The following is a 26427-nucleotide window of genomic DNA, read 5'->3' on the forward strand; positions in this document are numbered from 1 at the left end:
TGTATGGATAAAAAAGTAAACTACTCAACGATGACAAGACGTGTTCTAGCATTTGTAGTTGATTGTATTTTATTTATCGCAATACCATTTGGTTTAATGGCGGTGGGTTTCTCACTTACACACGCAATACAAGGGATCATGGGTGCAATAATTGTAATCACCACGATTGTATTTTCTTTATTTTTAATGATACCATGTATATTTCATATATTCATGCTAGTAAAATTTGGCGGCACTCCAGGACATTTGTTATTTAGCATGCGTGTAAAAGACAAAGATACACTTGAGCCAATCACTACAATGCAAGCAATGAAAAGGACTATAGCTCTTTTCATAATTTACTGTATATCACTTTGTAATCCTATTTTACTTTTAGCTATACTAATCTTAGTTTTAGTATGTGCAGTAGGTGATGAACATAAACAAGCTTTTCACGACAAAATTGCAAACACGGTAGTGATAGATTATAAACCTAGTTGATATTTTCCTTTAGCTGTCTGCCTCCAAGGGTGTCATTCCAGCACATGACGTTAGTTAGAATCCAAAAACCATGAAAGCTACAAAAAGTTACTTGACATATTTTGCCAGCCCCCTTATAACGCGAATTCTGGATTAAGGAAGGAAGAAAGTATAGGAAATAGAAGGCTTTTTGGATTTGATGGAATAGGAAATGAGAGTAGAAAAGATATGAACCAAAAAATTAACAGGGGATCTATGGCGAGTGTGTTCAATTTCTAGTCTATTTTTTAGGTAACCAAAAACAGTCTCAATGATAGACCTTTTTCTCAGTAAAATCTTCTCATTTAGCGAAATCAATGCATTTTTCATACCTTTTTTCACCTTGGTAACAAGTTTCAAACCTCGGTCAAACAGCTTCTGAAAAAGCTCTTTTGCAATATAACCTTTGTCACCAAACAAAAGGCCGGTTAATTTTTCCGTCAGATTTGGCACAGGTATCCTATCATCAACATTGCCTTTTGTTAGCGTAAGTGAATGAATTTCACCATTTTCATTGATTACCATATGTAATTTGAAACCAAAAAACCAGCCGTAAGTACTCTTGCTTAATTTTGCAATTCCAGCAAAAACTTTGTTTTGGATATTCTTTTTGCATGACAAACTGCAATGGGAGTTGTGTCTATATATGAAATTCCAGTGTTTTCTGACTGTCCACAAAGCCAATGCAACAACATTGCTAAATGCCACAAAACCCTAGGCTTTAGAGCAACAAACCTGGTATATGAAGGCAACTTTGGAAACTCTGATTTGTAGAGCAACGTTAGGTAATGTAGATAGAAAGTTTTGAAATTTTTACACGGAGATTGTTGATATAGCAGGATTATTGTCATGATTTCGGAGTGCTCAATTTCCGTTGTTCTTGTGGGTTTTTTACCATTTGGCAGTAGTTTACCTGCAAAATTTTTCTCTATATCTCTGCAAAAATCATCGACCAAACAAAACAGTTTGTTATATCTTCCATGGTTAACCTCATCTGTTTTTTTATAACTGCTGAGTTTACCCTGTTTTCTTGCCTTTTCTATTCTCCTTTAATCCAGAATTCGCGTTTAAAGTGTATTAGGCGGGCAAAGACTTTACCATAATTTGACGCCTGCGTTAGTATTTATTTAACATTTATACTAATATATATAACTTTATTACTGTTAAAATTTTCTGTAAATTAAAGTTAAAAAATAAGGTAATTTTATGCTAAATATTAATAATACAGTTAATTATAAAATTAATGTTAAACGAAAGGAAAAAAAAATACAGCTGGTCTACTGTATTTGCTTGGTTGTACTTAAAAACAATTGGACGAATACTACCAAAGAAATGGAACAAATGGGCAGAAAATATTCTATATTACGATAAAGCTACTGGAAGTAATGAAATTCGGACTGATGATCCTGAAATAACAGATGAAAGTGCTCAAATTGAACCTGAGATTGCAGAAAAAGGGAGTCAAAGTGAAGTAATAAGTAAGGATGAAACTACATTTCAAGATACGACAATGCAGACCGAATACATTGAAACAACGGATAAAAATATTGAAGCTGATTTAGAATCTGAAGTTGCAGAAAAAGGGAGCCAGAGTGAAGTAATAAGCGAGAATGGAGAGGTTCAAGAAGATGAAGAATATTTAGAGAATTTTACAGTGTTGTCAGAAAGTGATAGTACTGTAGAAAAAATAGATAGCATTTTATTGGAGGTAGGTAAAATTGGAAAAGAACATGAGCACCTTGGCGCTGATCTAAAGAAGCTTATGGATAAGTTCGGAGCACAGGGCATAAGTAGTACACATGATCAGTTAATAAGTACCATTAAAGAGGGATATAAGGTAATTCTTAATGAACAAAATTTGGTTGCTCAGGAAAGTGAAGTTCTTAAAGAGAAGGTACAAGAATTTATTGATATTCTAACAAATTCAGAATCTGTACTGGGTAGTACTTTTAGTGTATTATTTCAGGAAAAGGAAGAAGAAATTAGCAAGCTAGTAGGTGAATTAAAGCAAGCTCAAGAAAAAAATGCAGAATTAGAAGGCAAAGTTGGGAATTTAGATCATGAAATAGGAAGGCAGAAATCAGATATAGACAGATTGAATGATCAATTAGCTGGAATGGAGGAATTGAGAATACAATTGAAAAGCACTCAGGAATCTAAGCAACAATTAGAGAAAGAAAAGATTGATTTAGAAGATAAATTGAAAGATTTAAATAGTCAATTAAGAACTGCAGTAAAAGAGAGAGAAGACTCAAAAAATGAGGTTTCTAAATTACAAAAACAGGTGCAGATCTTAGAAGGAAGTAAAGAATGGGAGTTAGCTGGAATAGATGATAGCTTAAAGAAAGTTTTTTTGGATGTGATAGGAATGTTAGAAAAAGAGCTATTAATAAATAATCAAGAGCAACGACTACAGGGAAAAAAAGTTGACTTAGAAGATAAATTAAAAATTTTAATCAGTCAGCTAAATGCTACTGAAGAAGAAAAGCAGATCTTAGAAGGGAATAAAGCTGAAGAAATAGAAAGACTAAAGGCAGAATTAAAGAAAGAGTCAGATGAAGCGTTACAAGAAAAGCTTGCAGAACAAGAGAAGTTGATTGAGCAGCTAAAAAAGGAACAGAAGCAAGTAGAAAGCCAATTGGAAGCTGATATTAAGAGACTACAGGAAGAAAAAAGGGATCAGTTAACTGAAATAGATAGCTTAAAGGGAAATTTGTCAATTGTGGAAGAACAGTTAAAGCAACAACAACTGTTAAATAATCAAGAACAACAAAAGTTGGAAGAAAAGTTAAAGGGTGTTGATAAAAGGTTAGAAGATATTGATGGAGAAACTAAAAAATCACAAGAACAAACAAAAGCTCACAAGCCAGATGCAGTGAGTTTGGTAAGCACAGTATCTACTGGAAAATCAACTACTAGCTCTAGTAGATCAACCCTTTCAAAATTGCGGAACTTGCCCAATAAGCTTTTTGGGGATAAGAATCTCAATAACTTTTTATCTAGGAAAAACGAGGAGTTAAAAAAAGGTTTTCCTGAATTTAAAGAAAAGCACTTTTGCCATAACATGCTTAATGAAACTATAAAGTCTCTATCAAATCAAGATGATGGCAAATTTGAAAGCAGTAAGCTGCTTGAATTATTAGAAAGTAATTTGAAACAATCCGCAAGGGAGATCATAGAAGCCAAGGTTAAAGAAGTTGTCAACAAACATTGTAACATTGGAAAAAATGTAGGTAAAGAACTACGAGATGGCACGTTAAAAGCCAAGTTGTCACCTTCTGTTAGAAAATGCGTAAAAAAATTAGAATTTAACAAACAAGAAGAAGGGGTAAATAAGATTGTAGACTCTATCTTGCACAGCTTTAATAGCAAAAATAATAATAATAACGACTCAGGAGAATTACTTAAAGAAATTGTCGTGAAAGAATTAGCAGAGGCTAAAATGAAGTCTTTTTCAAGTGAGATTCAAAAGTTACAGCTAGTATCAAGCATAAGAGATAAATTTTTATCTCCAGATCAGAAAATGTGTAGCCGAATTCCAGGGAAAGAAAATATGTACAAACTCAGTACTGAAGTTATCAACAAGATAAGAGGACCTCATTCCTCGATGAGTTCCCCTAATATTGCAAGCATACATTCATTGAGAGCCGGAAAGCAGTTAGAGTATGCTCTACACGCGAATTCTGGATTAAGGAAGGAAGAAAGTATAGGAAATAGAAGGCTTTTTGGATTTGATGGAATAGGAAATGAGAGTAGAAAAGATATGAACCAAAAAATTAACAGGGGATCTATGGCGAGTGTGTTCAATTTCTAGTCTATTTTTTAGGTAACCAAAAACAGTCTCAATGATAGACCTTTTTCTCAGTAAAATCTTCTCATTTAGCGAAATCAATGCATTTTTCATACCTTTTTTCACCTTGGTAACAAGTTTCAAACCTCGGTCAAACAGCTTCTGAAAAAGCTCTTTTGCAATATAACCTTTGTCACCAAACAAAAGGCCGGTTAATTTTTCCGTCAGATTTGGCACAGGTATCCTATCATCAACATTGCCTTTTGTTAGCGTAAGTGAATGAATTTCACCATTTTCATTGATTACCATATGTAATTTGAAACCAAAAAACCAGCCGTAAGTACTCTTGCTTAATTTTGCAATTCCAGCAAAAACTTTGTTTTTGGATATTCTTTTTGCATGACAAACTGCAATGGGAGTTGTGTCTATATATGAAATTCCAGTGTTTTCTGACTGTCCACAAAGCCAATGCAACAACATTGCTAAATGCCACAAAACCCTAGGCTTTAGAGCAACAAACCTGGTATATGAAGGCAACTTTGGAAACTCTGATTTGTAGAGCAACGTTAGGTAATGTAGATAGAAAGTTTTGAAATTTTTACACGGAGATTGTTGATATAGCAGGATTATTGTCATGATTTCGGAGTGCTCAATTTCCGTTGTTCTTGTGGGTTTTTTACCATTTGGCAGTAGTTTACCTGCAAAATTTTTCTCTATATCTCTGCAAAAATCATCGACCAAACAAAACAGTTTGTTATATCTTCCATGGTTAACCTCATCTATTAATCCAGAATTCGCGTTACTAAGGCTATTATTGCTATTGCCAGGAAATTTCTTACAACTATTTTCTATACTCTTAAAAATGACTGGGTTTTTAAAGATTTCACAAAATTTGAATTTTTTATTGGACAACAATCATAGGAGAAAAAGTGAAGAGAAAGAAAAGGCGTTTTTTTATAATAAAAATGTTTTTTCAAAAGGAGTAGTAATAACAAAAAGAAGAGAATATACAGTTGAGTTTAAATTAGAAGCTGTGTATTAAACAGCATAAGCATTCTGCTATTAATTATTGCATTCCTGAGCAATTTGATTCATTATTCTTTTTATAAAAAATTTTCTTAACTTTCTCTCTACTTTTTCTGGGTAAGGTCACTTAAAGGAAGTCTAATAGATGCTACATAGAAATCCAGATGAGTTCCTAAAGTCTATTCCAAAAGATAAGCGCATAATGTGCCTTGACATGGGAGAAAAGCAACTAGGCATAGCATTTAGCAATAAAACACAGCTTATAGCCACAGCTCATAGTGTATATTATAGGAAAAATATGAACAAAGATTTAGGTTATCTGCATAGAATATTTAAAGAAAATGAAGCTGGATCAATGGTAATAGGACTACCATTCAAAATGGACGAGCAAGAAACTAAATGGTGTAAAACCATAATCCAATTCGCAAATAAAATAATAAAAAAATATAAAGTAAATATATACTTACAAGACGAAAGCTTCTCAACATCTATCGCAACTCATACACTAAAAATCACTGGAATATCAATCACAAAATCGAAAAAAATAGATGATAAAATCTCCGCATGTATTATTTTGCAACGAACGTTAGACAAGATAAATACAATCAAATAGTTTTTTCAGATCTGGAAATCTTCAAACTGAATCTCATATAAAAGTTACTCAACAAAACAAGAACCTTTCGTATAAGCATGACAAATTGCTACAGCAAGAGCATCAGCAGCATGGTGACATTTTATACTCAAATTTTTAACTATTTGCTTCACCATAAATATAATCTGATCCTTATCAGCATGGCCATTTCCGGTAATGCTTTTTTTTACATAGTTTGCATCATATTCATTCATAGTTAGCTTTGTTATTTTTAACGCTAAAATTACAACCCCTCTTGCATATCCTAAAGTTAGTGAAGATTTAGGATTTTTATTAACAAAAATTTTTTCTACTGCAGCTTCATTCGGAGAATATTGAAATATTACTTTCTTTAATTGTTCAAAAATTATATGTAAGCGTTCACCTGTACCCAATTTACCATCAGTTGATATGGTACCGCCGCCCAAAAATTCAATATTATTTTTCTCGTTCAGGCTGATAATGGCCCAACCAGTCTTGCTTATCCCTGGATCTAGACCTATTATTTTAACCACTTAATAAACGCTTAACCAATAAATAAATAAAAATAAAAATATCCAGACTACATCTACAAAGTGCCAATACCAGGAGGCAAACTCAAAGCACAAATGGTCCTGAAGTGTAAATTGGCCTTTCCGCGCTCTAAATAAACACACTGATAAAAATATTATTCCTATTATAACGTGTGCGCAGTGAAACCCGGTAATCATATAAAAATTGGATGTATAAATAAGCTTTTCTCCTGTTTCTTGTAGAGAAAAACTCGCTTCATGATACTCTATTGCTTGCACTATTATAAAAAAAACCCCAAGCCATATAGTTATGGACAGCATTTTAATCATGCTCTTTTTATCATTTTCAAGTAAAGAGTGATTTGCCCAAGTAATTGTTGTACCAGAAAGCAATAATATTAATGTATTCATGAATGGTAGTGACCACGGATCAGGTGGCAAAATTCCCTCAGGGGGCCATTCAACTTTTTTTGCAGGAGAAAACGCCTCAAATAAAAAAACTGGATCAAGCCAGGCTTTAAAGAATGAACAAAAGAACACTATAAAAAATACGACCTCCGAGAGAATAAATAAGTACATTGCAAATTTGAGTCCATGTTTTACAATGGTAGTATGACATTTATCATAAATTGCCTCCCTTATTACATCTCTCCACCAGTAGAACAGCACCCCTGATACCGCGAAGATGCCTAAAACTAAACCAAACATTCCGAAAATTTGTTTATGAAGCGCGCCAACTAATCCAAGTGCAAGAATAAGAATTGCTGCTGATATAGCAATTGGCCAAGGACTTGGGTCCACTAAATGAAAATCATGTTCTTTACTTTTCATAGCATTTTAAAAAATACTTACTAAGGATACAAATTAGCTTAAAATTGTCAATGTTCCTTAGGAAATTGATTGAATCTTGAAAAATTATATGCACCGTTCAAAAAATCTAACACAAATTGTGCAGTTATTCTAAACAACTCAAGCATTTTGCTCTTTTCATTTTCTCTTGCTCTGCTGCAATATCCATCAATAATATTTTCCAAAATAATGCATCCAGACTTTACTGAATCACTGTAACAAAAATTAAACCAATCCCTATATCTATTATTTTTTTTGAATCTATTTTTCATGCTATCAACGACAGTCTTGTATATAAACATGCAAGAATACAAAACCGTCATAGCCTCATAACGCGAATTCTGGATTAATAGATGAGGTTAACCATGGAAGATATAACAAACTGTTTTGTTTGGTCGATGATTTTTGCAGAGATATAGAGAAAAATTTTGCAGGTAAACTACTGCCAAATGGTAAAAAACCCACAAGAACAACGGAAATTGAACACTCCGAAATCATGACAATAATCCTGCTATATCAACAATCTCCGTGTAAAAATTTCAAAACTTTCTATCTACATTACCTAACGTTGCTCTACAAATCAGAGTTTCCAAAGTTGCCTTCATATACCAGGTTTGTTGCTCTAAAGCCTAGGGTTTTGTGGCATTTAGCAATGTTGTTGCATTGGCTTTGTGGACAGTCAGAAAACACTGGAATTTCATATATAGACACAACTCCCATTGCAGTTTGTCATGCAAAAAGAATATCCAAAAACAAAGTTTTTGCTGGAATTGCAAAATTAAGCAAGAGTACTTACGGCTGGTTTTTTGGTTTCAAATTACATATGGTAATCAATGAAAATGGTGAAATTCATTCACTTACGCTAACAAAAGGCAATGTTGATGATAGGATACCTGTGCCAAATCTGACGGAAAAATTAACCGGCCTTTTGTTTGGTGACAAAGGTTATATTGCAAAAGAGCTTTTTCAGAAGCTGTTTGACCGAGGTTTGAAACTTGTTACCAAGGTGAAAAAAGGTATGAAAAATGCATTGATTTCGCTAAATGAGAAGATTTTACTGAGAAAAAGGTCTATCATTGAGACTGTTTTTGGTTACCTAAAAAATAGACTAGAAATTGAACACACTCGCCATAGATCCCCTGTTAATTTTTTGGTTCATATCTTTTCTACTCTCATTTCCTATTCCATCAAATCCAAAAAGCCTTCTATTTCCTATACTTTCTTCCTTCCTTAATCCAGAATTCGCGTTCTTAACATAAGGTGACACTGCGTCATAAAAAAAACAGCTATTGCCTGTTAGCTATTTCATCTGTTTCTTGAAGATTTCTGATAAAATTATTTAAGTCTTTTAAGCGAAACGTTTGAATATACTCCGATTTTCCTTCTTGCAAGTAACAAACAGTAAAACTATTGGTATAATGCCTATGTGACGCATATTTTTCCTCCAATTGCACATTTCAATATATCAGAGTACTGGTTGGTCCAAACTCCTATACGAGGTCATCACATTTTGTGAGCCTCACCGGTGGCAGAATCTGAGTAACGAGGTCTTCTTTCATATACTTTATACAAGAACACTCAGAAAAAGTGCCAACCTGCCACCTATCCACTCTGAGAAGTGATTATCTTCTCTTGCTTCCAACCAAGCAATACCTAATTCATACCTTCTGGGTAAGGTCAATTGTTTCTTAAACCTCTCCCCTAAACGGATACACTGTAGAAGGAGAGTTTCTTCTCCCCAGAAAGCTACACATTAAACCTAAAGTGCATTATATCACCATCTTGTACGATATAATCTCTGCCTTCAAAGCGAATTTTTCCTGCGTCTTTACAAGCCGGTTCACTTCCATACTTTATGTAGTCTGCAAAGCTTATAGTTTCTGCTTTTATGAAGCCTTTCTCAAAATCAGTGTGGATTGCACCTGCAGCTTTGTCAGCTGTTGATCCTATTTTTACTGGACATGCCCGTGCTTCTTTGGGGCCCACAGTAAAGAAAGTTATCATACTCAGCACTTCATACATAATACGCGCTACTCCATCAAGGCCTGATTCTTGTAAGCCAAATTCTGATAAAAAACTCTGTTTTTCCTCTTCACTATCAAGATTTGCAATATCTGCTTCAAGTTTTGCTGAAATGCAATAAAATTTGCTTTTATTTTCCTCCGCCATTCTCTCTACCTTTTTAGATAATTCATTGCCAGTTATAACATTTGTATCTTCAACATTGCAAACGTACATAACGGGCTTTGTTGTGAGCAATTGAAGCGACTTCATCTCATCTCCATCGATATTCTCCAAGTTTCTTGCAGGTTTACCTAATTTTAAAGTAGCTAATACCTCTTGCATTAATTCAAGTTGTCTCTTTAGCTCTTTATCACCTTGCTTTGCTTTCTTTTCCAATTGAGGAAGCCTTTTTTCTATGCTATCAATATCAGCTAGGATTAATTCCATTTCTACCACTTCAGCATCTGATATTGGATCTATTTTACTGTGTACGTGGCTAATATCGTCATCCGTAAAGCACCTGAGCAGATGAACGATGGCATCAACTTCTCTGATATGGCTTAAAAATTTATTGCCGAGCCCTTCACCTTTGCTCGCACCCTTTACCAGACCTGCAATATCTACAACTTCTAATTGGTTGTAGATTACCTTCTCTGAACCGGCAATTGCTGCGATTTGTTTCAAGCGCTGATCTTTTATCGAAATCTTGCCTATATTTGGCTCGATTGTGCAGAAAGGATAATTTGCAGCTTCGGCTGCACTTGACTCTGTAAGCGCATTAAATAAGGTTGATTTTCCTATGTTTGGTAACCCAACTATACCACAGTTAAAGCTCATATTTGCTATTTAAAGCCATAATTATTGCATAATTTAAGAATTTTTGCTATACTTAATTAGTTACAATTTTGTTGGTATAGTAATATATATTAAATTGAGGTAAAACCATGACTACAGCTCAGAAGCAGAAGCTACTAAGTGATTTTTACAATGTTGAAAGTGAAGTAACTTCTTTAAATAGTAATTCTTACCCTGACAATTTTTATGTAGGGCAAGCAATTGGTAATGGAAGCTGCTTTTTTGACTCGTTCAGACAAAGTCTAGAACAACAGACAGGAGAGCAAGTTACTGTCGAAAAATTAAGAAATGATTGTAGGGAATTTGCGCAAAAGAATCCGCCAGAATGGTTTATAGATGCAATTGCCAATAGTTATGATAACAATGGCCAGCGCCGTAATGAGACTGTAAGTGATTATACAGCAAATATCATGAACAACAGTAGATGGGGTGATTCTGACATTGAAGGCAGAATACTTTGTGAAAAGTATGGTGTGAAATTGCATGTTGTAGAGAGTAACCCATTGCGTGCTATTGACATCCAACAAGATCGGTTTTTGCATCAATTAATAGACAATTCAGGTTCAAAAAATGCAGGTGAATACAATAAAGTTGATTATGATGATAGTAGTATTGTGCATGTAATAAACAAAGGCGGATTGCATTTCGAACCGTTGCTTGATAGAAATAAAAGTTTAGCAAAACAATTACAAGAGGAAGCTAAACTTAAACAAGAGCAAGAACAAGAAGATTTCCTATTAGCAAAAAAACTTCAGGTAGACGAGATCTTAGAACGCGAATTCTGGATTAAGGAAGGAAGAAAGTATAGGAAATAGAAGGCTTTTTGGATTTGATGGAATAGGAAATGAGAGTAGAAAAGATATGAACCAAAAAATTAACAGGGGATCTATGGCGAGTGTGTTCAATTTCTAGTCTATTTTTTAGGTAACCAAAAACAGTCTCAATGATAGACCTTTTTCTCAGTAAAATCTTCTCATTTAGCGAAATCAATGCATTTTTCATACCTTTTTTCACCTTGGTAACAAGTTTCAAACCTCGGTCAAACAGCTTCTGAAAAAGCTCTTTTGCAATATAACCTTTGTCACCAAACAAAAGGCCGGTTAATTTTTCCGTCAGATTTGGCACAGGTATCCTATCATCAACATTGCCTTTTGTTAGCGTAAGTGAATGAATTTCACCATTTTCATTGATTACCATATGTAATTTGAAACCAAAAAACCAGCCGTAAGTACTCTTGACGCGAATTCTGGATTAAAGGAGAATAGAAAAGGCAAGAAAACAGGGTAAACTCAGCAGTTATAAAAAAACAGATGAGGTTAACCATGGAAGATATAACAAACTGTTTTGTTTGGTCGATGATTTTTGCAGAGATATAGAGAAAAATTTTGCAGGTAAACTACTGCCAAATGGTAAAAAACCCACAAGAACAACGGAAATTGAGCACTCCGAAATCATGACAATAATCCTGCTATATCAACAATCTCCGTGTAAAAATTTCAAAACTTTCTATCTACATTACCTAACGTTGCTCTACAAATCAGAGTTTCCAAAGTTGCCTTCATATACCAGGTTTGTTGCTCTAAAGCCTAGGGTTTTGTGGCATTTAGCAATGTTGTTGCATTGGCTTTGTGGACAGTCAGAAAACACTGGAATTTCATATATAGACACAACTCCCATTGCAGTTTGTCATGCAAAAAGAATATCCAAAACAAAGTTTTTGCTGGAATTGCAAAATTAAGCAAGAGTACTTACGGCTGGTTTTTTGGTTTCAAATTACATATGGTAATCAATGAAAATGGTGAAATTCATTCACTTACGCTAACAAAAGGCAATGTTGATGATAGGATACCTGTGCCAAATCTGACGGAAAAATTAACCGGCCTTTTGTTTGGTGACAAAGGTTATATTGCAAAAGAGCTTTTTCAGAAGCTGTTTGACCGAGGTTTGAAACTTGTTACCAAGGTGAAAAAAGGTATGAAAAATGCATTGATTTCGCTAAATGAGAAGATTTTACTGAGAAAAAGGTCTATCATTGAGACTGTTTTTGGTTACCTAAAAAATAGACTAGAAATTGAACACACTCGCCATAGATCCCCTGTTAATTTTTTGGTTCATATCTTTTCTACTCTCATTTCCTATTCCATCAAATCCAAAAAGCCTTCTATTTCCTATACTTTCTTCCTTCCTTAATCCAGAATTCGCGTTAAGAGTATTGTAACCTTTCAAAGGATATCTCTGAGAGAGCAGAGGTTGAGAAGAGATTTGATGAGTTATTGGCAGAAAATGCTAATGGAAAAATTTATGATGTTGTAGAGCAGTGCGTTAGTGATATAAAGCAGCGCATAGAGCGCTCTGAGAAGCAAAACCCTTCAAATTTACCAAGATGTGGTATGGAGGAATCAAGAATAGAAAAAACATTTCATCAACAACAAATATCATAATTGGAAGTGTAAAATAAATCTTCATAGCCATGTATATTTTTATATAGGGCTTTTGCAAGCATTTCATATAATATGAACTTGCAGTACGTACTAACCTAAATGCAAGTTGACCATGAGACTAGTTTAATTATTGATGCCATAGAGGAATTTGGTGGTGAGGCTAGGCTTGTCGGCGGGTGTGTGAGAGACTCAATTTTGCAGCGTGATGTCCACGACATCGATTTAGCTACTAATTTGCTTCCCAATCAAACGATTAAAGCGCTAAAACTCCGTAATATAAAAACTATTCCAACTGGCTTAAAACATGGAACTATCACTGCGGTTCTAAATCAGAGGTCTTTTGAAATTACGACACTAAGGCATGATGTGAAATGTGATGGTAGGCATGCAAAAGTAGAATTTACTAATAATTGGCAAGCTGATGCTTCAAGGCGTGACTTTACATTTAACGCTCTATATGCAGATAAGCATGGCCATATATATGACTACTTTGGTGGCATTGAGGATTTAAAGGCGCGAAGGTTAAACTTTATAGGCAACGCTGAAGATAGAATTAAAGAAGACTATCTACGTATTTTAAGAGCATTTCGTTTTCATGCAAAAATATGTGCCGGAGATTTGAGTGATGAAATACTAAGCGTATGCAAAAAGTATTCGCATATGATCCAAAACCTCTCTGAAGAGAGAATAAGAGATGAAATACTTAAATTGCTGAAGTGCAATGATCCTTTTCCAACACTTAAGAGCATGCAAGAATCTGATGTTTTGCAAAAAATTATCCCAAAAGAAGTAAAATGCGAAATTCTGTCTTCGCCACTTCTTTTGGGCACTGATGCACTAGTAAAATTAGCGTTACTCCTTAGGACCACTAAAAAAAATGACAGGCTAAGTCTTGGAGAATATGTAAGCAAATTTTTACGTCTTTCAAACAAGCAAAAGAAAAAGCTGTTATTTTTACTATCCAACGATATCAAAACAGAACTCTCAGAAAAAGAGCAAAAAAAGTACATATCTTTATTTGGTAGAGAACTATATTGTAATTTAATAAAAATTTGTGGTGTTGAGTCTGGAGAAAATATTGACAAATACATTTCATTTGCTGATACATTCAATATTCCAAAATTTCCTTTATCTGGCGATGATTTGATAAATATAGGTCACCAGCCAGGAAAAAGTTTAGGTAAAAACTTAGAGTTGCTCAGGCAAAATTGGGAAGACAGCTCCTACACTTTAACAAAAGAGGAGCTGGTGCTTTATGCTAAGAACGCGAATTCTGGATTAAAGGAGAATAGAAAAGGCAAGAAAACAGGGTAAACTCAGCAGTTATAAAAAAACAGATGAGGTTAACCATGGAAGATATAACAAACTGTTTTGTTTGGTCGATGATTTTTGCAGAGATATAGAGAAAAATTTTGCAGGTAAACTACTGCCAAATGGTAAAAAACCCACAAGAACAATGGAAATTGAGCACTCCGAAATCATGACAATAATCCTGCTATATCAACAATCTCCGTGTAAAAATTTCAAAACTTTCTATCTACATTACCTAACGTTGCTCTACAAATCAGAGTTTCCAAAGTTGCCTTCATATACCAGGTTTGTTGCTCTAAAGCCTAGGGTTTTGTGGCATTTAGCAATGTTGTTGCATTGGCTTTGTGGACAGTCAGAAAACACTGGAATTTCATATATAGACACAACTCCCATTGCAGTTTGTCATGCAAAAAGAATATCCAAAACAAAGTTTTTGCTGGAATTGCAAAATTAAGCAAGAGTACTTACGGCTGGTTTTTTGGTTTCAAATTACATATGGTAATCAATGAAAATGGTGAAATTCATGCACTTACGCTAACAAAAGGCAATGTTGATGATAGGATACCTGTGCCAAATCTGACGGAAAAATTAACCGGCCTTTTGTTTGGTGACAAAGGTTATATTGCAAAAGAGCTTTTTCAGAAGCTGTTTGACCGAGGTTTGAAACTTGTTACCAAGGTGAAAAAAGGTATGAAAAATGCATTGATTTCGCTAAATGAGAAGATTTTACTGAGAAAAAGGTCTATCATTGAGACTGTTTTTGGTTACCTAAAAAAATAGACTAGAAATTGAACACACTCGCCATAGATCCCCTGTTAATTTTTTGGTTCATATCTTTTCTACTCTCATTTCCTATTCCATCAAATCCAAAAAGCCTTCTATTTCCTATACTTTCTTCCTTCCTTAATCCAGAATTCGCGTTCATACCTCTTCCAATTTTACTTTTGGTGGTTATCGCCTCTTCTTTTATTGGCTGTGACCAAATAATGTTCCCTGCAACACGAGCAGTGCCATAGATAATTGGGATCGTTCTGCCGTAAGTTGAGGTTTGAACTTGCAGGTTTTTTAGCCTTGCCCCATGCCTTACTTTTTGCTCAGCATCAAGACCAAACATTGCGCTATCTAGCTGTGCACCAAGAAGAGCACCGAGTTCTGAGCCGATAATCCGGCCAATTGGACCAAAAATGCTGCCTGCTTGACCAAAAATTGATGATAAAATTATTGTGGACATGATAATCCTCTTTTGATAGATTTTTTTGAAATTGTTGAGAAAAGATCCAAGTGTCAAGCACTGGGATGACAAGAAAGGGGCTACTCGGATGATAGATACTATGATAAGAAATTCAATAACTTACAATGAATAGTTGAAGTTTTTAATTAAGAAAAGCACATGAGCAAATCATGTAGCTATAATCATTGTAAGCAATAATAAGAAAGTGCGGAAGTGAAAAATTTATGTTGATTTTATATTAATTTTTAGTACAATTTAGCATTATAATATGGGGGTGCCAATGAAATTTGAAATGTCGAAAGAAAATAGTAAAAGAGTCTTGTCTGGTACAAAATGGATTACTAATGTTGGTCAAAACTATCTTACATCACTGAATAATAGCACTAAACCAACTAGTTCTGGAAAAAATTTAATCAACACTTTTTTACTTGTTCCAATCATCGTGCCTACTGCTATAACAGTGTTATCTTTTGGTTTTACTATGCTATTTTTAAATGCTGTAAGTGCTCAAAAAGATGATTCTAAATTATCTAAAGTAATAAAGTTTATAGTTAGATCTCTAATCTATATAGCTGCTGCTGTGATTTTAATTCCGTGCATTATATTAAACCTAGTAATTTCACTGATACCCTTTCTTATTTTTCGAGCTATCAATAAAGACATATTTAGTCAAAAAAACATAGAAAACAATCAAGGTCAACCAGTAAATAAAGTTGAAATAAGTAATGATGAAGGATACAATGAGCGTGTTGAAGAAGAAGTTAATAAGTTAGGGCAACAGGATGATATGGAGCAGGATCAATTAAATACTGATTTACATCAATCATTAACAAGAAGTGGTCAGCTATATAATCAACCAAATATAGAGGTAATATCTCGAGTAGTGGAAGGTGAACAAACCGTAGATGAGACTGTTATAGCAAAGGATATAAATAATGATGGTATACGAGATGGTGAAGTGATGATGCGAACAGTGAGAAATAATCGTAACTTCACTGTTTGTGGTGTTGTTACTGGAGATGCTACTAACCGACAAGAAAGCTTCGCTACTGCTATGGGGTTGTCATGTAACATTGTTGAAAATGGAATAGATATGCAATTTGGCTACAGTATGCGCACTGGAACTGACAAAAAGCAGGCAATTAAACATCTTAAGCAAAGTGAATCAGCGCGAACTTTGCTATCTGGTGATAGTGGAATATTGTCTATAGAGCAGCCTGGTAGCTCACAACGAAAGCAGTAATTATTTCACCAGCGGCAAAGTGATACCATGCTGATTCATATATTTTCCTTTCATATCATCATATGATTTCTCACACTCACTTTCGCCGCTTAAAAATACGAATTGGCATGCGCCTTCATTAGCATAAATTTTTGCAGGAAGTGGAGTGGTGTTTGAGAATTCGAGTGTGACATGACCTTCCCATCCAGGTTCTAAGGGAGTAACGTTTACTATAATTCCACATCTTGCGTAAGTTGATTTACCAACACAAATGACCAGTACATTCCTTGGTATACAAAAATATTCCACTGTACTTGCAAGCACAAAGCTATTTGGTGGAATTATGCATACATCTGTTTCCCTATCTATAAAACTATTCTCAGAAAAATTTTTAGGGTCCACAACAGCTGAATTAACGTTAGTAAAAATTTTAAATTTATTATCCACTCTTGCATCGTAACCATAAGATGATAGTCCAAAAGATATGACACCTTTGCTTCTTTTGTGATTCACAAAAGGCTCTATCATTCCAAAGTTTTCAGCTTTTTCTCTTATCCATTTATCTGGCATAACTGCCATAACTGTTCCTTAAAGTTGTGTAATACTTACAATAATATAAAATAAAATTTAAATGTAAACTGTAGCTTTTGTCATGCAATTAAAGCTTTTCAGTTTGATTTTTTATTACAATAATTAGATTTATGTTCTTAACTAAAAATAATGCTTAGAAACTTTCTCCTGATTTTTGTATTCGTATTATTCACGCCGCTGTCAAATGCTGATGCCAGGAAATACATCAGAATTGTTGGGTCTTCAACTGTTTTTCCTTTTATCTCATTTGTAGCCGAGGAGTTCAATCGTGTATTCTCCTTTAAGACTCCAGTTGTAGAATCAATAGGAAGTGGATCAGGGTTCAAAATGTTTTGCTCAGGAATAGGGGAAGACACGCCAGACATCACCACTTCATCTCGCCCTATAAAGGAAGTAGAAAGAGAACTATGTAAAAGGAATAAAATTAATGAAGTGATAGAGATCATCATTGGCTACGATGGAATTGTCATTGCAAATTCAAATCAAAGCCATAGATTTGATTTCACAAAGAAGGACTTATTTGAAACTTTATCTGCATATTCTCAAGAAAATGATAAATTAGTAAAAAATAATAAGAAGTTTTGGTCTGATGTAAATCAAGCCTTACCAAAAACAGAAATTGAAATTTATGGTCCACATCAAAATACAGGTACATACGAAACTTTGGTTAATTCTATTATGCTTGATCAATATTCATGCATGAATTCAAGAATTTTTAAAGAGAATTATAAAGATCAGGAAGAAAGAAAGAAAGCATGTGGTAATATAAGGGATGATGGAAGGTATATAGAAGTTGGAATTAATGAAAACATAATAATACAAAAATTGAAAAGTAACAAAAACGCCTTAGGGATATTTAGTTTCAGCTTTTTAATGAGGAATCAAGATAAAATACAAGGAAGCACAATTGCAGGAATTGAGCCAACCTATGAAAATATATCATCAGGAAAATATATATTATCAAGACCTCTATACCTTTATATAAAGAAAGAACACTTGGATACTGTTGATGGATTCAGAGAATTCATTAAAGAAATTATAGATTCGATCGGCATTGAAGATGGGTATCTATCTAGGCTTGGTCTAATCCCACTTTCAAGTGAAGACATGAAAAAAGCTTCAGCAAAAGTTTATGATATAACATGACGGCAACGCTTCTTTTATATTCTTTGTCCCAGCGCATGGCGCTGGGATGACATTATTAATGTTATACTTCTTGTTGTTGTGTAAACGGTTTTTCTACACTTGGATCTTCTAAAACCTTAGCAATATCAGCACCCATTAATATAACTGCTGCCAAAACTGCCAAAGCTAATGTAACTGCAGGATACGCTAGCACATAGGCTGCAATAGCACCAGCTACGCATAGTCCAGTAACGCCTAGAGCGATCTTTCCTTTGTGTTTACTCCAGAAACGCGAATTCTGGATTAAGGAAGGAAGAAAGTATAGGAAATAGAAGGCTTTTTGGATTTGATGGAATAGGAAATGAGAGTAGAAAAGATATGAACCAAAAAATTAACAGGGGATCTATGGCGAGTGTGTTCAATTTCTAGTCTATTTTTTAGGTAACCAAAAACAGTCTCAATGATAGACCTTTTTCTCAGTAAAATCTTCTCATTTAGCGAAATCAATGCATTTTTCATACCTTTTTTCACCTTGGTAACAAGTTTCAAACCTCGGTCAAACAGCTTCTGAAAAAGCTCTTTTGCAATATAACCTTTGTCACCAAACAAAAGGCCGGTTAATTTTTCCGTCAGATTTGGCACAGGTATCCTATCATCAACATTGCCTTTTGTTAGCGTAAGTGAATGAATTTCACCATTTTCATTGATTACCATATGTAATTTGAAACCAAAAAACCAGCCGTAAGTACTCTTGCTTAATTTTGCAATTCCAGCAAAAACTTTGTTTTGGATATTCTTTTTGCATGACAAACTGCAATGGGAGTTGTGTCTATATATGAAATTCCAGTGTTTTCTGACTGTCCACAAAGCCAATGCAACAACATTGCTAAATGCCACAAAACCCTAGGCTTTAGAGCAACAAACCTGGTATATGAAGGCAACTTTGGAAACTCTGATTTGTAGAGCAACGTTAGGTAATGTAGATAGAAAGTTTTGAAATTTTTACACGGAGATTGTTGATATAGCAGGATTATTGTCATGATTTCGGAGTGCTCAATTTCCGTTGTTCTTGTGGGTTTTTTACCATTTGGCAGTAGTTTACCTGCAAAATTTTTCTCTATATCTCTGCAAAAATCATCGACCAAACAAAACAGTTTGTTATATCTTCCATGGTTAACCTCATCTGTTTTTTTATAACTGCTGAGTTTACCCTGTTTTCTTGCCTTTTCTATTCTCCTTTAATCCAGAATTCGCGTACTAAGCATAAAAAGTCTGTTGAACGTAGAACTTGAACTTCTTATAACTTAATTTGCCATTCATCAATTCAACATAAAAAGGATGTTCTTCTATTCTATCAATAAGATCAGATGATTCTTTTATAGCTATGCTACAAAATTCTTCTTTTATGTCATTATACATTGCATGAGCCTCACAATAAAAACTGAATATAATAATTATCACTAATATAGTATAATTATTATGAAAAAGTAATTATACTTTAACAATAAGCTAGTATATAAATGTGGGGCTGTAAATCAAAAATTTCAGCAACCTAAAGAAATTTTACTATTACCTTCTATATTGAATTCTCTACAAAGATCAGCAGACAAGTTCATGCTTTCCCAAGAAAATCCACCGTCATTTTCTGACTCTTTACCAAAATGTCCATAACAGGCTGTACGTTTATATATAGGATGATTAAGCGATAAATGCTTGATTATACCTTTTGTTGATAAATCCACACTATTCTCAATAAACTTTTTAATCTTTTTTTCATCTATCGTATTTGTACTAAATGTGTCAATATAGAATGAAGTAGGTTGTGATATACCAATTGCATAAGAAAGCTGCACAAGACAACGTTTAGCCAAACCTGCAAAGACAATATTTTTAGCAAGGTATCTTGCCATATAAGCTGCAGATCTATCAACTTTGGTTGCATCTTTTCCGGAAAACGCTCCTCCACCGTGTGGAATATAACCTCCATAAGTATCAACCATAATTTTCCGTCCGGTTAATCCACAATCACCAACCGGCCCACCAATAACAAATCTACCTGTTGGATTGACTAAGAGATTTTCCTCATGACACATCCATCCTTCAGGTAAAGATGAAACTATGTAAGGGTAAATTATTTCTTTTACTTTTGATTGATCCAAATCCTCAGGGTGCTGTATTGAGACAATAATACTTTTAGCACGTACCGGGAGGTTATTCTCATATGCCAAAGTGATTTGTGACTTTGCATCCGGACCAAGTTTTGCTTCTTTAACTGCGCTCATGATATTTTTCAGAATCGAGTGCGCATAAAAAATGGGAGCCGGCATAAGGTTTTCTGTCTCTGTTGTTGCATAGCCATACATTATGCCCTGATCTCCAGCACCTTGATCCAACCCTATTGCAATGTCATTTGATTGCTCATGTAATAATATATTTACCTTCACTTTTCTCCAGTGGAAACCATCATGCTCATAACCAATATCTTTTATTGTATTCCGTACAATACTTTCAATCCTGCTCTTTTTGATGTTAGGTCCGAATACTTCCCCAGCTATAATAACGTTATCTTTGGTGACTAAAGTCTCTATTGCAGCTCGTGCAAAAGGATCAGTGAAAAGGTATTCATCAAGTATTGCATCTGAAATTTGATCTGCTACTTTATCTGGATGACCAGCCGCCACTGATTCACTGGTTACTAAATTTTTATATGAACTCATGCTTTAGGTTTCTGCTTACATAATACCAAAACCGCTATAAAAAACACAGTTAGTAATTATTAAATGGTGGGTCTGGGAAGAGTTGAACCTCCGACCTCACGCTTATCAGGCGTGCGCTCTAACCACCTGAGCTACAGACCCATGATTTATTCAAGCTGAAGCTTTCATATTATCTGTAGGCAAGATATCAATAAAAGTCTTTTTATTTGCTGACCTTCTAAAGCTGACCCAGCCTTCTATTTTAGCAAAAATCGTATGATCTTTACCTATACCAACATTCTTTCCAGGATGGAATTTTGTGCCTCTTTGGCGCACAATTATGTTACCAGGAATAACCTTCCCATTCTTCTTTATTCCTAACCTACGACCTGCGGAATCTCTACCATTACAGGAACTACCACCTGATTTTTTAGTTGCCATATTTTACCTCTTACTTTTGAAGATTAATTTCATTGATACGAAGAACAGTTATATACTGCCTATGACCAGTTTTCCTACGGTAATTTTTTCTTCTTTTCTTCTTAAAGATTATAATTTTTTCTCCTCTACACTGCTCCAATACTTCAGCTTTAACAGTAGCATTAGATGAATAAGATAAGCCATTATTTGAAATACAAATCACCTTATTGATTTCCACCTCTTTTTTTTCTTCAGCTTCTAACTTCTCTACCTTTATTATACTGCCTTCTTTTACTAAATATTGCTTTCCACCAGTCTCAATTACTGCAAACATGATAAATATAAATTATTGTTATTAACTTTAATCGTAAACGATGTCATATATACTGTCAATATAAATAAAAAGCACGACTTAACGTTCTTTTTGAGCTACTAAAATACTTTTAAGTAAACTCAAGAACAGGGTTTGCATTATGATCTAAAAGTAATTCTACAAGCTCTTGCAACAGTTCTGTTATTAGGAAGATCTGCTATAATTACAGCGAATTACTTTATTCTCTTAATCACTTGTTTTTCTCTTGCTATTGCAAGGCTTTTCTCTGGCACGTTCTTAACTATAACACTGCCCGCTGCAATTATAGAGTCATCATAAACATTGAGCGGTGCAATGAGTGAGCTATTGGCGCCAACAAAGCAATTGCTCCCTATATTCGTTTCATATTTATTTTTCCCATCATAATTACAAACAATAGTGCCTGCTCCTATATTACTCCCCTGCCCTACTTTAGTATTTCCTATATAACTTAAGTGTTTTATTCTAGTGTTTTGACCAACTTCACTTGTTTTCACTTCCACAAAATTTCCTATTTTTGCCTTATTACCAATTGTTGTGTTTCCGCGTATTCTGGTAAATGGACCGACCTCAGCATTACTTTTAATTAAGCAGTTTTCTAAATGCAAAAATTGCAGTATTTTCGCACCAGACTCTATTTTCACTCCAGGACCAAAAAAAACGTATGGGTAAATCACTGAATCTCTGGCAATTTGCGTATCAAGAGAAAAGAAAACAGTCTCTGGCGCAACAAGCGTTACTCCGGCGTCGGTAAAAATTTTTCTTTTATTTTCTTGAAAGTAAAATTCAGCTTTTATAAGGTCATTTCTGTTATTTATTCCCGTTGCTTCTTCTCCACCCGTAATAACGTAACCGACATTTAAATTACTCTTCACTGCAATGGAAACTATATCGGTCAAATAATATTCATGAGTTGAGCTATTGCACTCTATTTTCTCCACCAATTCACGTAAATTCTTTGCATATGCAACCATTATTCCAGCATTGGCAAGAAACTCTTCATGATTATTTTTATCACTCTTTGCTTCTACGATTTCTCTTAAGGAACCATTCTCAATGATTAACCTACCATATTCTTTATTGCTTGCCCTAAAACCTAGGCAAACTAGAGCCTTGCCTTCTAAAGAACTAATCATTTTAGTTATTGTGCTGCTTTTTATGAGCGGAGTATCTCCATACTGCACAACAACTATGTTCGAATCTGGCAATTCTTTCAGGTTTCTCATCGCAGTTTTGACTGCATCTCCCGTGCCGAGTGTTGATTCTTGTATAATTAACTGTATATCCTCAAAGCACTTTAGTCTTTCAATTAAAGGCTGATCAACTACAACAGCAATATTTTCAGGATTGAACTGTTTTGCATTGTAAATGACATGCTGAAGCATGGAAAAATTGCCTATTTCGTGCAGAACCTTAGGCAAATCTGAATTCATCCGCCTGCCATGCCCGGCAGCAAGTATGATGAAAGTATGAGCTTTATTTATCACTTATCTTAAAGATGAAAAATGAAAACCATAATGATCAAGCCAACTGATTTTGTTATCGTAAAAGCTTCTTAGGTCGCTGATTTGATATTTTAGCATTGCAAGCCTTTCTATACCAATGCCAAACGCAAAACCATTGTATTTAGTGCAGTTTATTCCAACATTTTGAAAGACATTTGGATGCACCATACCACATCCAAGCACTTCTATCCATTTACTACCTTTATAACTTATGTCCACTTCCGCAGAGGGTTCAGTAAAAGGGAAAAAACTATTACGAAAACGTATCTTCAGCCCTTTATCTCCAAAAAACTTATTAAGGAAGTGATGAATAGTAAATTTTAACTGGCCCATATTGACGTTTTCATCGACATATAACCCTTCTATCTGGTGAAACATAGGAGTATGAGTTGCATCAAAGTCATTTCTGTATACCCTACCAGGGGCTACTATTTTAATTGGGAAATTTTTTGTTTTTTCCATGGTTCTAATCTGCACAGATGAGGTGTGAGTGCGCAGTACCATTCTTTTATCGTTTATTTTATTCTTTAAGTAGAAGGTATCTTGCTCCTCTCGTGCAGGATGATGACTTGGAGTATTCAGTGCATCAAATACATGAAATTCATCTTCAATGTCAGGGCCATCAACTGCTTTAAAACCCATATGTGCAAAAATAAGCTTTACTTCATTTATAACTTTACTGAGTGGATGGATCTTGCCAATTTTTTCTGGTCTAACGGGCAACGTAATATCAACTGCCTCGTTCTGCAATTTAAAGTTAACTTCTTCTGTTTTTAGTACATTTCCCCTATTCATGATAAGATGATCTATCTTATCACGTAAAGCGTTAATAACTGCGCCTAAATCACGCTTTTTCTCTGCATTTTCTAACTTTTTTAAGTTATCAAAATAAGCTCTAACTACACCCTTTTTTCCCAAATATAATAGCCTAACTTTTTCTAAATCTTGCAAAGAAGAAGCATTTTCAATTTCGGAAACTGCTTTATCTTCAAGTGAAAGTATGTCATCTAATAACTCTTTATTCATCTTAAAATGCTGGCTTAAACTTTCATTATAGTGAAATTTTAAATATCATCAACAATCCGAAAAATCGCCCTATTCTGATTATTAATTTATTGACCGATTAATCTTTTTTTATTTACCTTTATGTTGATGAATTTGCTGTATCAACTATGCACAACAGTAACACTGAAACTAAGAATAAGTATAAAATAGAGGATTTACCTAAGCTCTTTAAACGCGAATTCTGGATTAAAGGAGAATAGAAAAGGCAAGAAAACAGGGTAAACTCAGCAGTTATAAAAAAACAGATGAGGTTAACCATGGAAGATATAACAAACTGTTTTGTTTGGTCGATGATTTTTGCAGAGATATAGAGAAAAATTTTGCAGGTAAACTACTGCCAAATGGTAAAAAACCCACAAGAACAACGGAAATTGAGCACTCCGAAATCATGACAATAATCCTGCTATATCAACAATCTCCGTGTAAAAATTTCAAAACTTTCTATCTACATTACCTAACGTTGCTCTACAAATCAGAGTTTCCAAAGTTGCCTTCATATACCAGGTTTGTTGCTCTAAAGCCTAGGGTTTTGTGGCATTTAGCAATGTTGTTGCATTGGCTTTGTGGACAGTCAGAAAACACTGGAATTTCATATATAGACACAACTCCCATTGCAGTTTGTCATGCAAAAAGAATATCCAAAAACAAAGTTTTTGCTGGAATTGCAAAATTAAGCAAGAGTACTTACGGCTGGTTTTTTGGTTTCAAATTACATATGGTAATCAATGAAAATGGTGAAATTCATTCACTTACGCTAACAAAAGGCAATGTTGATGATAGGATACCTGTGCCAAATCTGACGGAAAAATTAACCGGCCTTTTGTTTGGTGACAAAGGTTATATTGCAAAAGAGCTTTTTCAGAAGCTGTTTGACCGAGGTTTGAAACTTGTTACCAAGGTGAAAAAAGGTATGAAAAATGCATTGATTTCGCTAAATGAGAAGATTTTACTGAGAAAAAGGTCTATCATTGAGACTGTTTTTGGTTACCTAAAAAATAGACTAGAAATTGAACACACTCGCCATAGATCCCCTGTTAATTTTTTGGTTCATATCTTTTCTACTCTCATTTCCTATTCCATCAAATCCAAAAAGCCTTCTATTTCCTATACTTTCTTCCTTCCTTAATCCAGAATTCGCGTTACCAATATTAATCGCGCTGTGTATTTTGAATTTAGCTCGCTTTATATATTCTGAATATTCTATAGAATCTGTTAAGCAAGTAAGTGAAAACGATCCCCTTTCTCACGCCTATAGCTAGTGCAGGCTCAGTTTTTCTACGTCATACCGCCGCGGTATCTCTAGATCCCGCTAACAAGCAGCGGGATGACGATTGTCGTTTAGCTACAAACGTTAAGAAATTTACCAAACGAAAAAAAGGCAAAAGAAGCCCCGTGGTGCTGGTTTTGACTCTCTAATACTTTAAATTGGCGCTGTAATAATGTGCTGACGCTTATTTTAAGCGCGATTTGGCTGAATGTAGAAAAATTTTAAAAGACATGCAGCCGCTATAATTTTATGTAATCCGCCAAAAGATACCCTGAGTTTTTTACTGAATTTTGTCATTGAGCCTGCAGGTCAAAAACAAGTTTTGAGTCATAAATACCCTTATTATCATAATAAGGGGGCTGGCAAAGCTTGTCAAGTAGGTTTTTTCGTTTCTCAACGTGCTGCCAAGAACTATGCAAGAAGTCTATTGAAATCGCGTATATCGATCGTTGTAAAATCACACAATTGCTCTGTAGAGCTATGTCCTGTAATAATTACTATACCATTTTGCTCAGAGCGTATTGAGATTAGGTTCAGCACTAATTCACACGTTGCACTATCAAGATTACAAAATGGTTCATCTATCAGCCAAACGTTTGCATTAGAAATCAAGAGGCGGGCAAGCGCAACTCTTCTTCTCCAGCCTGCAGAAAGTTCGCCATATCTAATATTAAGTACAGGCTGTAACTGCAAGCAACAAACAGCTGCCACAATCAATTCCCTAGTATTTCGTATTCCTGCCCATAATTCTATGTTTTGAGTAACAGTTAAGCTATCCTTGCAGGCATTTTTATGCCCTACGTAGACCATAGAAGGTATATAGGATTTTGGATCATCATATATGTCTTTTCCGCAGTGCCTTATATTGCCTGATACCGGCGGCAAAAGTCCAGATAAACTTCTAATTAAGCTGGTTTTACCACTACCATTTGGACCAGTGATTAGAATCTTTGATTTTGGCTCAGCTTTAAAGCTAAGATGTTTAAATAATACTTTGTTATTACGAGCGCAGGATAAATTTTCACATTCAAGCATG

Annotated in this window: 25 protein-coding genes, 1 tRNA gene and 7 pseudogenes; 13 read left to right on the forward strand and 20 right to left on the reverse strand. The window is 34.6% G+C overall.

Annotated elements, in window-relative coordinates; translation table 11 throughout:
* Positions 1-3: 3 nt before the first annotated feature.
* Entirely contained in the window at positions 4-480 is a 477-nt protein-coding gene (locus AAGD95_RS03635) for an RDD family protein (protein WP_341818229.1), read from the forward strand.
* Positions 481-612: 132 nt separating this feature from the next.
* Here the strand turns inward: AAGD95_RS03635 and AAGD95_RS03640 are convergent.
* Positions 613-1463, reverse strand: a pseudogene (locus AAGD95_RS03640) (IS982 family transposase).
* 15 nt (positions 1464-1478) lie between these two features.
* Between AAGD95_RS03640 and AAGD95_RS03645 the strand changes: the two are divergent.
* A complete protein-coding gene (locus AAGD95_RS03645) occupies positions 1479-1601 on the forward strand; it encodes a hypothetical protein (RefSeq protein WP_341818230.1) in 123 nt (40 codons plus the stop codon).
* 2585 nt (positions 1602-4186) lie between these two features.
* Here AAGD95_RS03645 and AAGD95_RS03650 read toward each other — a convergent pair.
* Positions 4187-5071 carry an IS982 family transposase gene (locus AAGD95_RS03650; RefSeq protein ID WP_410542086.1) on the reverse strand — a complete coding sequence of 295 codons (885 nt, stop codon included), beginning with the start codon at positions 5069-5071 and terminating at the stop codon, positions 4187-4189.
* A 21-nt stretch (positions 5072-5092) separates the two neighbouring features.
* Here AAGD95_RS03650 and AAGD95_RS03655 point away from each other — a divergent pair.
* Positions 5093-5209 (forward strand): annotated as a pseudogene (locus AAGD95_RS03655) (IS110 family transposase); the annotation flags it as partial.
* A gap of 250 nt (positions 5210-5459) precedes the next feature.
* Positions 5460-5927, forward strand: a complete 468-nt coding sequence (ruvX, locus tag AAGD95_RS03660) for a Holliday junction resolvase RuvX (protein ID WP_341818231.1) — start codon at positions 5460-5462, stop codon at positions 5925-5927.
* A gap of 44 nt (positions 5928-5971) precedes the next feature.
* Here the strand turns inward: ruvX and ruvC are convergent, their stop codons facing one another.
* Genes ruvC through AAGD95_RS03675 form a run of 3 tightly spaced genes read right to left on the reverse strand, consistent with a single transcriptional unit; the run spans position 5972 to position 7629 of the window.
* The gene (ruvC, locus tag AAGD95_RS03665; RefSeq protein WP_253309367.1) at positions 5972-6460 is read right to left on the reverse strand and encodes a crossover junction endodeoxyribonuclease RuvC; all 489 of its coding nucleotides are present in this window, start codon (positions 6458-6460) and stop codon (positions 5972-5974) included.
* Positions 6461-7288 carry a cytochrome c oxidase subunit 3 gene (locus AAGD95_RS03670; RefSeq protein ID WP_341818232.1) on the reverse strand — a complete coding sequence of 276 codons (828 nt, stop codon included), beginning with the start codon at positions 7286-7288 and terminating at the stop codon, positions 6461-6463.
* A gap of 47 nt (positions 7289-7335) precedes the next feature.
* Entirely contained in the window at positions 7336-7629 is a 294-nt protein-coding gene (locus AAGD95_RS03675) for a hypothetical protein (protein WP_341818233.1), read from the reverse strand.
* A 26-nt stretch (positions 7630-7655) separates the two neighbouring features.
* Here AAGD95_RS03675 and AAGD95_RS03680 point away from each other — a divergent pair, with 26 nt between their 5' ends.
* Complete coding sequence (locus AAGD95_RS03680; RefSeq protein WP_410542086.1) at positions 7656-8540, forward strand: IS982 family transposase; 885 nt, start codon at positions 7656-7658, stop codon at positions 8538-8540.
* Between the two features lie 15 nt (positions 8541-8555).
* Here the strand turns inward: AAGD95_RS03680 and AAGD95_RS03685 are convergent.
* Positions 8556-8754: pseudogene (locus tag AAGD95_RS03685) on the reverse strand (hypothetical protein); the annotation flags it as partial.
* A gap of 298 nt (positions 8755-9052) precedes the next feature.
* Positions 9053-10147, reverse strand: coding sequence for a redox-regulated ATPase YchF (ychF, locus tag AAGD95_RS03690; protein ID WP_341818234.1), 1095 nt, complete (start codon positions 10145-10147; stop codon positions 9053-9055).
* Between the two features lie 107 nt (positions 10148-10254).
* Between ychF and AAGD95_RS03695 the strand changes: the two genes are divergently transcribed.
* Entirely contained in the window at positions 10255-10980 is a 726-nt protein-coding gene (locus AAGD95_RS03695) for a hypothetical protein (protein WP_341818235.1), read from the forward strand.
* On the opposite strand, the pseudogene AAGD95_RS03700 reads toward AAGD95_RS03695, so the two are convergent.
* Together AAGD95_RS03700 and AAGD95_RS03705 are read right to left on the reverse strand one after the other, a co-directional pair.
* Positions 10952-11401, reverse strand: a pseudogene (locus AAGD95_RS03700) (IS982 family transposase); the annotation flags it as partial. The gene AAGD95_RS03695 and the pseudogene AAGD95_RS03700 sit on opposite strands and share 29 nt — an antisense overlap.
* Complete coding sequence (locus AAGD95_RS03705; protein WP_341818236.1) at positions 11349-11489, reverse strand: hypothetical protein; 141 nt, start codon at positions 11487-11489, stop codon at positions 11349-11351. The gene AAGD95_RS03705 and the pseudogene AAGD95_RS03700, both read right to left, overlap by 53 nt.
* A 15-nt stretch (positions 11490-11504) precedes the next feature.
* On the opposite strand from AAGD95_RS03705, the pseudogene AAGD95_RS03710 reads away from it, so the two are divergent.
* The 4 genes and pseudogenes from AAGD95_RS03710 (at position 11505) to AAGD95_RS03725 (ending at position 16391) form a co-directional block, all read left to right on the forward strand.
* Positions 11505-12355 (forward strand): annotated as a pseudogene (locus AAGD95_RS03710) (IS982 family transposase).
* Between the two features lie 350 nt (positions 12356-12705).
* Positions 12706-13920: a CCA tRNA nucleotidyltransferase gene (locus AAGD95_RS03715; protein ID WP_341818237.1), complete on the forward strand. Its 1215-nt coding sequence runs from the start codon at positions 12706-12708 to the stop codon at positions 13918-13920.
* A gap of 52 nt (positions 13921-13972) precedes the next feature.
* Positions 13973-14824 (forward strand): annotated as a pseudogene (locus AAGD95_RS03720) (IS982 family transposase).
* A gap of 592 nt (positions 14825-15416) precedes the next feature.
* On the forward strand, positions 15417-16391 hold the full coding sequence (locus AAGD95_RS03725; protein ID WP_341818238.1) for a hypothetical protein: 975 nt from the start codon (positions 15417-15419) through the stop codon (positions 16389-16391).
* Here the strand turns inward: AAGD95_RS03725 and dcd are convergent, their stop codons facing one another.
* Entirely contained in the window at positions 16392-16949 is a 558-nt protein-coding gene (dcd, locus tag AAGD95_RS03730; protein ID WP_341818239.1) for a dCTP deaminase, read from the reverse strand. It abuts the gene before it with no gap.
* Between the two features lie 141 nt (positions 16950-17090).
* Between dcd and AAGD95_RS03735 the strand changes: the two genes are divergently transcribed.
* Positions 17091-18107, forward strand: coding sequence for a substrate-binding domain-containing protein (locus AAGD95_RS03735; protein WP_341818240.1), 1017 nt, complete (start codon positions 17091-17093; stop codon positions 18105-18107).
* A 282-nt stretch (positions 18108-18389) separates the two neighbouring features.
* Here AAGD95_RS03735 and AAGD95_RS03740 read toward each other — a convergent pair.
* Positions 18390-19240, reverse strand: a pseudogene (locus AAGD95_RS03740) (IS982 family transposase).
* A gap of 15 nt (positions 19241-19255) precedes the next feature.
* Between AAGD95_RS03740 and AAGD95_RS03745 the strand changes: the two are divergent.
* Positions 19256-19378 carry a hypothetical protein gene (locus tag AAGD95_RS03745; protein ID WP_341818241.1) on the forward strand — a complete coding sequence of 41 codons (123 nt, stop codon included), beginning with the start codon at positions 19256-19258 and terminating at the stop codon, positions 19376-19378.
* Here AAGD95_RS03745 and AAGD95_RS06465 read toward each other — a convergent pair.
* From AAGD95_RS06465 to AAGD95_RS03780, 8 genes are all read right to left on the reverse strand, one after another.
* Positions 19344-19505: a hypothetical protein gene (locus AAGD95_RS06465; protein ID WP_410542073.1), complete on the reverse strand. Its 162-nt coding sequence runs from the start codon at positions 19503-19505 to the stop codon at positions 19344-19346. The genes AAGD95_RS03745 and AAGD95_RS06465 overlap by 35 nt on opposite strands.
* Positions 19506-19630: 125 nt before the next feature.
* Positions 19631-20803, reverse strand: coding sequence for a methionine adenosyltransferase (gene metK, locus AAGD95_RS03750; RefSeq protein ID WP_341818242.1), 1173 nt, complete (start codon positions 20801-20803; stop codon positions 19631-19633).
* 64 nt (positions 20804-20867) lie between these two features.
* A tRNA-Ile gene (locus AAGD95_RS03755) sits at positions 20868-20944 on the reverse strand.
* 9 nt (positions 20945-20953) lie between these two features.
* Entirely contained in the window at positions 20954-21223 is a 270-nt protein-coding gene (gene rpmA / locus AAGD95_RS03760) for a 50S ribosomal protein L27 (protein ID WP_010082252.1), read from the reverse strand.
* Between the two features lie 10 nt (positions 21224-21233).
* Complete coding sequence (gene rplU / locus AAGD95_RS03765) at positions 21234-21536, reverse strand: 50S ribosomal protein L21 (RefSeq protein WP_182366585.1); 303 nt, start codon at positions 21534-21536, stop codon at positions 21234-21236.
* 212 nt (positions 21537-21748) lie between these two features.
* Positions 21749-23041, reverse strand: coding sequence for a bifunctional UDP-N-acetylglucosamine diphosphorylase/glucosamine-1-phosphate N-acetyltransferase GlmU (glmU, locus tag AAGD95_RS03770; RefSeq protein WP_341818243.1), 1293 nt, complete (start codon positions 23039-23041; stop codon positions 21749-21751).
* On the reverse strand, positions 23042-24085 hold the full coding sequence (gene pheS / locus AAGD95_RS03775; RefSeq protein ID WP_341818244.1) for a phenylalanine--tRNA ligase subunit alpha: 1044 nt from the start codon (positions 24083-24085) through the stop codon (positions 23042-23044).
* A gap of 118 nt (positions 24086-24203) precedes the next feature.
* Positions 24204-24383 carry a hypothetical protein gene (locus AAGD95_RS03780; protein WP_341818245.1) on the reverse strand — a complete coding sequence of 60 codons (180 nt, stop codon included), beginning with the start codon at positions 24381-24383 and terminating at the stop codon, positions 24204-24206.
* A 15-nt stretch (positions 24384-24398) separates the two neighbouring features.
* On the opposite strand from AAGD95_RS03780, the gene AAGD95_RS03785 reads away from it, so the two are divergent.
* The gene (locus tag AAGD95_RS03785; RefSeq protein ID WP_410542088.1) at positions 24399-25250 is read left to right on the forward strand and encodes an IS982 family transposase; all 852 of its coding nucleotides are present in this window, start codon (positions 24399-24401) and stop codon (positions 25248-25250) included.
* Positions 25251-25802: 552 nt separating this feature from the next.
* On the opposite strand, the gene ccmA is transcribed toward AAGD95_RS03785, so the two are convergent.
* Complete coding sequence (gene ccmA / locus AAGD95_RS03790; protein ID WP_341818246.1) at positions 25803-26426, reverse strand: heme ABC exporter ATP-binding protein CcmA; 624 nt, start codon at positions 26424-26426, stop codon at positions 25803-25805.
* Between the last annotated feature and the right edge of the window lies 1 nt (position 26427).

The sequence above is a fragment of the Wolbachia endosymbiont (group B) of Ennomos erosarius genome (genome assembly GCF_964026905.1).
In the GTDB taxonomy this organism is placed as follows: domain Bacteria; phylum Pseudomonadota; class Alphaproteobacteria; order Rickettsiales; family Anaplasmataceae; genus Wolbachia.

Coding starts and splice junctions, on each gene's coding strand:
- AAGD95_RS03635 (WP_341818229.1), top strand. CDS start 4: ATGGATAAAAAAGTAAACTACTCAACGATGACAAGACGTGTTCTAGCA.
- AAGD95_RS03645 (WP_341818230.1), top strand. CDS start 1,479: ATGGTTAACCTCATCTGTTTTTTTATAACTGCTGAGTTTACCCTGTTT.
- ruvX (WP_341818231.1), top strand. CDS start 5,460: ATGCTACATAGAAATCCAGATGAGTTCCTAAAGTCTATTCCAAAAGAT.
- AAGD95_RS03670 (WP_341818232.1), bottom strand. CDS start 7,288: ATGAAAAGTAAAGAACATGATTTTCATTTAGTGGACCCAAGTCCTTGG.
- AAGD95_RS03675 (WP_341818233.1), bottom strand. CDS start 7,629: ATGACGGTTTTGTATTCTTGCATGTTTATATACAAGACTGTCGTTGAT.
- ychF (WP_341818234.1), bottom strand. CDS start 10,147: ATGAGCTTTAACTGTGGTATAGTTGGGTTACCAAACATAGGAAAATCA.
- AAGD95_RS03695 (WP_341818235.1), top strand. CDS start 10,255: ATGACTACAGCTCAGAAGCAGAAGCTACTAAGTGATTTTTACAATGTT.
- AAGD95_RS03705 (WP_341818236.1), bottom strand. CDS start 11,489: ATGGTTAACCTCATCTGTTTTTTTATAACTGCTGAGTTTACCCTGTTT.
- AAGD95_RS03715 (WP_341818237.1), top strand. CDS start 12,706: ATGCAAGTTGACCATGAGACTAGTTTAATTATTGATGCCATAGAGGAA.
- AAGD95_RS03725 (WP_341818238.1), top strand. CDS start 15,417: ATGGGGGTGCCAATGAAATTTGAAATGTCGAAAGAAAATAGTAAAAGA.
- dcd (WP_341818239.1), bottom strand. CDS start 16,949: ATGGCAGTTATGCCAGATAAATGGATAAGAGAAAAAGCTGAAAACTTT.
- AAGD95_RS03735 (WP_341818240.1), top strand. CDS start 17,091: ATGCTTAGAAACTTTCTCCTGATTTTTGTATTCGTATTATTCACGCCG.
- AAGD95_RS03745 (WP_341818241.1), top strand. CDS start 19,256: ATGGTTAACCTCATCTGTTTTTTTATAACTGCTGAGTTTACCCTGTTT.
- AAGD95_RS06465 (WP_410542073.1), bottom strand. CDS start 19,505: ATGTATAATGACATAAAAGAAGAATTTTGTAGCATAGCTATAAAAGAA.
- metK (WP_341818242.1), bottom strand. CDS start 20,803: ATGAGTTCATATAAAAATTTAGTAACCAGTGAATCAGTGGCGGCTGGT.
- rpmA (WP_010082252.1), bottom strand. CDS start 21,223: ATGGCAACTAAAAAATCAGGTGGTAGTTCCTGTAATGGTAGAGATTCC.
- rplU (WP_182366585.1), bottom strand. CDS start 21,536: ATGTTTGCAGTAATTGAGACTGGTGGAAAGCAATATTTAGTAAAAGAA.
- pheS (WP_341818244.1), bottom strand. CDS start 24,085: ATGAATAAAGAGTTATTAGATGACATACTTTCACTTGAAGATAAAGCA.
- AAGD95_RS03780 (WP_341818245.1), bottom strand. CDS start 24,383: ATGGTTAACCTCATCTGTTTTTTTATAACTGCTGAGTTTACCCTGTTT.
- ccmA (WP_341818246.1), bottom strand. CDS start 26,426: ATGCTTGAATGTGAAAATTTATCCTGCGCTCGTAATAACAAAGTATTA.